Below are 3,580 nucleotides of genomic sequence, written 5' to 3' on the forward strand. Positions count from 1 at the left end.
GCCGAGCCGTCAGAAGCGGCGCGTGATGAGCGCCCGCTTCACCTCGGCGATCGCCTTGGTGACCTCGATGCCGCGCGGGCACGCGTCCGTGCAGTTGAAGGTGGTGCGGCAGCGCCACACCCCGTCACGGTCGTTGAGGATCTCCAGGCGCTGCTCGCCGGCCTCGTCGCGCGAGTCGAAGATGAACCGGTGCGCGTTGACGATCGCGGCCGGACCGAAGTACTGGCCGTCGTTCCAGAACACCGGGCACGAGGACGTGCAGGCGGCGCACAGGATGCACTTCGTCGTGTCGTCGAAGCGCTCGCGGTCCTCGGCGGACTGCAGCCGCTCGCGCGTCGGCTCGTTGGTCTCCTTCGTGATCAGGAAGGGCATCACGTCCCGGTACGCCTGGAAGAACGGCTCCATGTCCACGACCAGGTCCTTGAGGACCGTGAGGCCCTTGATGGCCTCGACCGTGATCGGCTTCTCGGGGTTGAGGTCCTTGATCAGCGTCTTGCACGCCAGGCGGTTCTTGCCGTTGATCCGCATGGCGTCGGAGCCGCAGATGCCGTGGGCGCAGGAACGGCGGAAGGTGAGCGTGCCGTCCAGGTCCCACTTGATCTTGTGCAGCGCGTCCAGGACGCGCTCCTTGGGGTCGATCTCGATCTGGAAGTCTTCCCAGGTCGCCTCGGCCGAGACCTCCGGGTTGAACCGGCGGATCCGGAAGGTCGCGGTGATGTACGGGGAGTCGCCGAAGCCGGGCTCGGGCGAGCCGGCCGCGTCCGCCTTGTCCATAACGGGGGTAGCCATCAGTACTTACGCTCCATCGGCTGGTAGCGGGTCTGGACGACCGGCTTGTAGTCGAGCCGGATCGACTCGGAGCCGTCGTCGCCCACCTCGCGGTACGCCATGGTGTGGCGCATGAAGTTGACGTCGTCCCGGTTCGGGTAGTCCTCGCGGTAGTGACCGCCGCGGGACTCCTTGCGGGCGAGCGCGGAGACGGCCATGACCTCGGCCAGGTCGAGCAGGTTGCCCAGCTCGATGGCCTCCAGCAGGTCGGTGTTGAACCGCTTGCCCTTGTCCTGGACGGAGACGTTCCGGTAGCGCTCGCGCAGCTCCCCGATCTTCTCCACCGCGGTCTTGATCGTCTGCTCGGTGCGGAACACCATGACGTTGGCGTCCATGGTCTCCTGCAGCTCGCGGCGGATCTCGGCCACCCGCTCGGTGCCGGTGGAGGACCGCAGCCGCTCGATCTGCCCGACGACGAAGGCCTCCGGGTCCTCGGGCAGCTCGACGAAGTCGGTGGTGTGCGCGTACTCGGCGGCCGCGATGCCGGCCCGCTTGCCGAACACGTTGATGTCCAGCAGCGAGTTGGTGCCCAGCCGGTTGGCGCCGTGCACCGACACGCAGGCCACCTCGCCCGCCGCGTACAGACCGGGCACGACGGTGGTGTTGTCCGCCAGCACCTCGCCCCGGACGTTCGTCGGGATGCCGCCCATGGCGTAGTGCGCGGTCGGCTGGATCGGGATCGGGTCCGTGTACGGCTCGATGCCCAGGTAGGTCCGCGCGAACTCCGTGATGTCGGGCAGCTTGGCGTCCAGCTGCTCCGGCGGGAGGTGGGTGAGGTCCAGGTAGACGTGGTCGCCCTCGGGACCGCAGCCGCGGCCCTCGCGGATCTCCGTGTAGATGGACCGGGACACGACGTCGCGGGAGGCGAGGTCCTTCATGACCGGCGCGTACTTCTCCATGAAGCGCTCGCCGTCCTTGTTGCGCAGGATGCCGCCCTCACCGCGGGCGCCCTCCGTCAGCAGGATGCCCATGCGCCAGATGCCGGTCGGGTGGAACTGGAAGAACTCCATGTCCTCCAGCGGCAGCCCGCGCCGGTACACGGCCGCCTGGCCGTCACCGGTCAGGGTGTGCGCGTTGGACGTCACCTTGAAGAACTTGCCGTTGCCGCCGGAGGCGTAGATCACGGACTTCGCCTGGAAGACGTGGATCTCGCCGGTGGCCAGCTCGTAGGCCACCACGCCGGCCGACTTCTTGACGCCGTCGACCTCGGTGATCAGCTGGTCCAGGACGTAGAACTCGTTGAAGAACTCCACGCCCTCCTTGACGCAGTTCTGGTACAGCGTCTGGAGGATCATGTGACCGGTGCGGTCGGCCGCGTAGCAGGAGCGGCGGACCGGGGCCTCGCCGTGGTTGCGGCTGTGGCCGCCGAAGCGGCGCTGGTCGATGGTGCCGTCCGGGGTGCGGTTGAACGGCAGGCCCATCTTCTCCAGGTCGAGGACGGAGTCGATGGCCTCCTTCGCCAGGATCTCGGCGGCGTCCTGGTCGACCAGGTAGTCACCGCCCTTGACCGTGTCGAAGGTGTGCCACTCCCAGTTGTCCTCCTCCACGTTGGCCAGCGCGGCGGCCATGCCGCCCTGCGCGGCGCCCGTGTGGGAGCGGGTGGGGTAGAGCTTGGTCAGCACGGCGGTGCGGCTGCGCTTCGTCGACTCGATGGCCGCGCGCATGCCCGCGCCGCCGGCGCCGACGATGACGGTGTCGTACTTGTGGATCTTCATGATTCTCGCAACCCCGTGCCTAGCGGATGTTCGGGTCGAAGGTGAAGATCACCAGCGTGCCCAGCAGGATGGTGAACACCGTGGCGGTGTAGAGCAGGCCCTTGAGCCACAGCCGGGTGTTCGCGCGCTCCGCGTAGTCGTTGATGACCGTGCGCAGGCCGTTCGCGCCGTGCAGCATCGCGAGCCAGAGCATCAGCAGGTCCCAGACCTGCCAGAACGGCGAGGCCCAGCGGCCGGCCACGAAGGCGAAGCCGATCTTGGAGACGCCGCCGTCCAGCACGAGCTGGATCAGCAGGTGCCCGATGACCAGGACGACCAGGACGACGCCGGACAGGCGCATGAACAGCCAGGCGGCCATCTCGAAGTTGCCCCGGGTGCTCTTGGGGCTCTTCTTGGTCCGCTTGCGCGGGGGCTCGATGACCGGCGCGGGGTTGTCGACCGAGTAGAGCGACGCGCCCTCGACGGGACCGATGCCCGAGGCGGTGGATTCAGTCGTGGACATGGGCGTCAGCTCCCGAACAGTTCACGAGCGGCGTGGCCGAGCACGGGGTAGAGCGCCCCGATCATCAGCACGACCCACACGGCGACGACGGTCCAGAGCATCTGCTTCTGGTACCGGGCACCCTGGAGCCAGAAGTCGACGGCGATGACGCGCAGGCCGTTGAGCGCGTGGAAGAGGATGGCGGCGACGAGGCCGTACTCCAGCAGCGCGACGATCGGAGTCTTGTACGTGGCCACGACGGTGTCGTAGGCCTCAGGGGACACGCGCACGAGGGCGGTGTCCAGCACGTGGACGAACAGGAAGAAGAAGATGAGGACGCCGGTGACTCGATGAGCCACCCAGGACCACATTCCTTCCCGGCCGCGGTACAGCGTTCCAGCCGGCACGGAATTTCCTCCGGGAGCGGGGGTTGGGGCCGCGCCGGCTTTCTCCGTGTCGGTCGGGCCCGGCCGGGTACGGTCCACCGGCCCCCAGCATCGTAGCCACGTATGGACGCGGGGCGGACAGCGGGCCTGCCGCTGTCCGCCCCGCGTCC

At 68.2% G+C, this 3,580-nt stretch carries 4 protein-coding genes; all 4 read right to left on the reverse strand.

The window, feature by feature from the left end:
* Positions 1-9 precede the first annotated feature (9 nt).
* The 4 genes from AOK18_RS06010 to sdhC are packed head-to-tail and all read right to left on the reverse strand — an operon-like array spanning position 10 to position 3,431.
* A complete protein-coding gene (locus tag AOK18_RS06010) occupies positions 10-789 on the reverse strand; it encodes a succinate dehydrogenase iron-sulfur subunit (RefSeq protein ID WP_055570424.1) in 780 nt (259 codons plus the stop codon).
* The gene (gene sdhA / locus AOK18_RS06015; RefSeq protein ID WP_055570423.1) at positions 789-2,543 is read right to left on the reverse strand and encodes a succinate dehydrogenase flavoprotein subunit; all 1,755 of its coding nucleotides are present in this window, start codon (positions 2,541-2,543) and stop codon (positions 789-791) included. The genes AOK18_RS06010 and sdhA overlap by 1 nt, the downstream gene beginning before the upstream one ends.
* 19 nt (positions 2,544-2,562) lie before the next feature.
* Positions 2,563-3,045: a succinate dehydrogenase hydrophobic membrane anchor subunit gene (locus AOK18_RS06020; RefSeq protein WP_055570422.1), complete on the reverse strand. Its 483-nt coding sequence runs from the start codon at positions 3,043-3,045 to the stop codon at positions 2,563-2,565.
* Between the two features lie 5 nt (positions 3,046-3,050).
* Entirely contained in the window at positions 3,051-3,431 is a 381-nt protein-coding gene (sdhC, locus tag AOK18_RS06025; protein WP_074994201.1) for a succinate dehydrogenase, cytochrome b556 subunit, read from the reverse strand.
* Positions 3,432-3,580: the final 149 nt, after the last annotated feature.

This window comes from Streptomyces prasinopilosus (genome assembly GCF_001419695.1).
Classification (GTDB): Bacteria; Actinomycetota; Actinomycetes; order Streptomycetales; family Streptomycetaceae; genus Streptomyces; species Streptomyces prasinopilosus.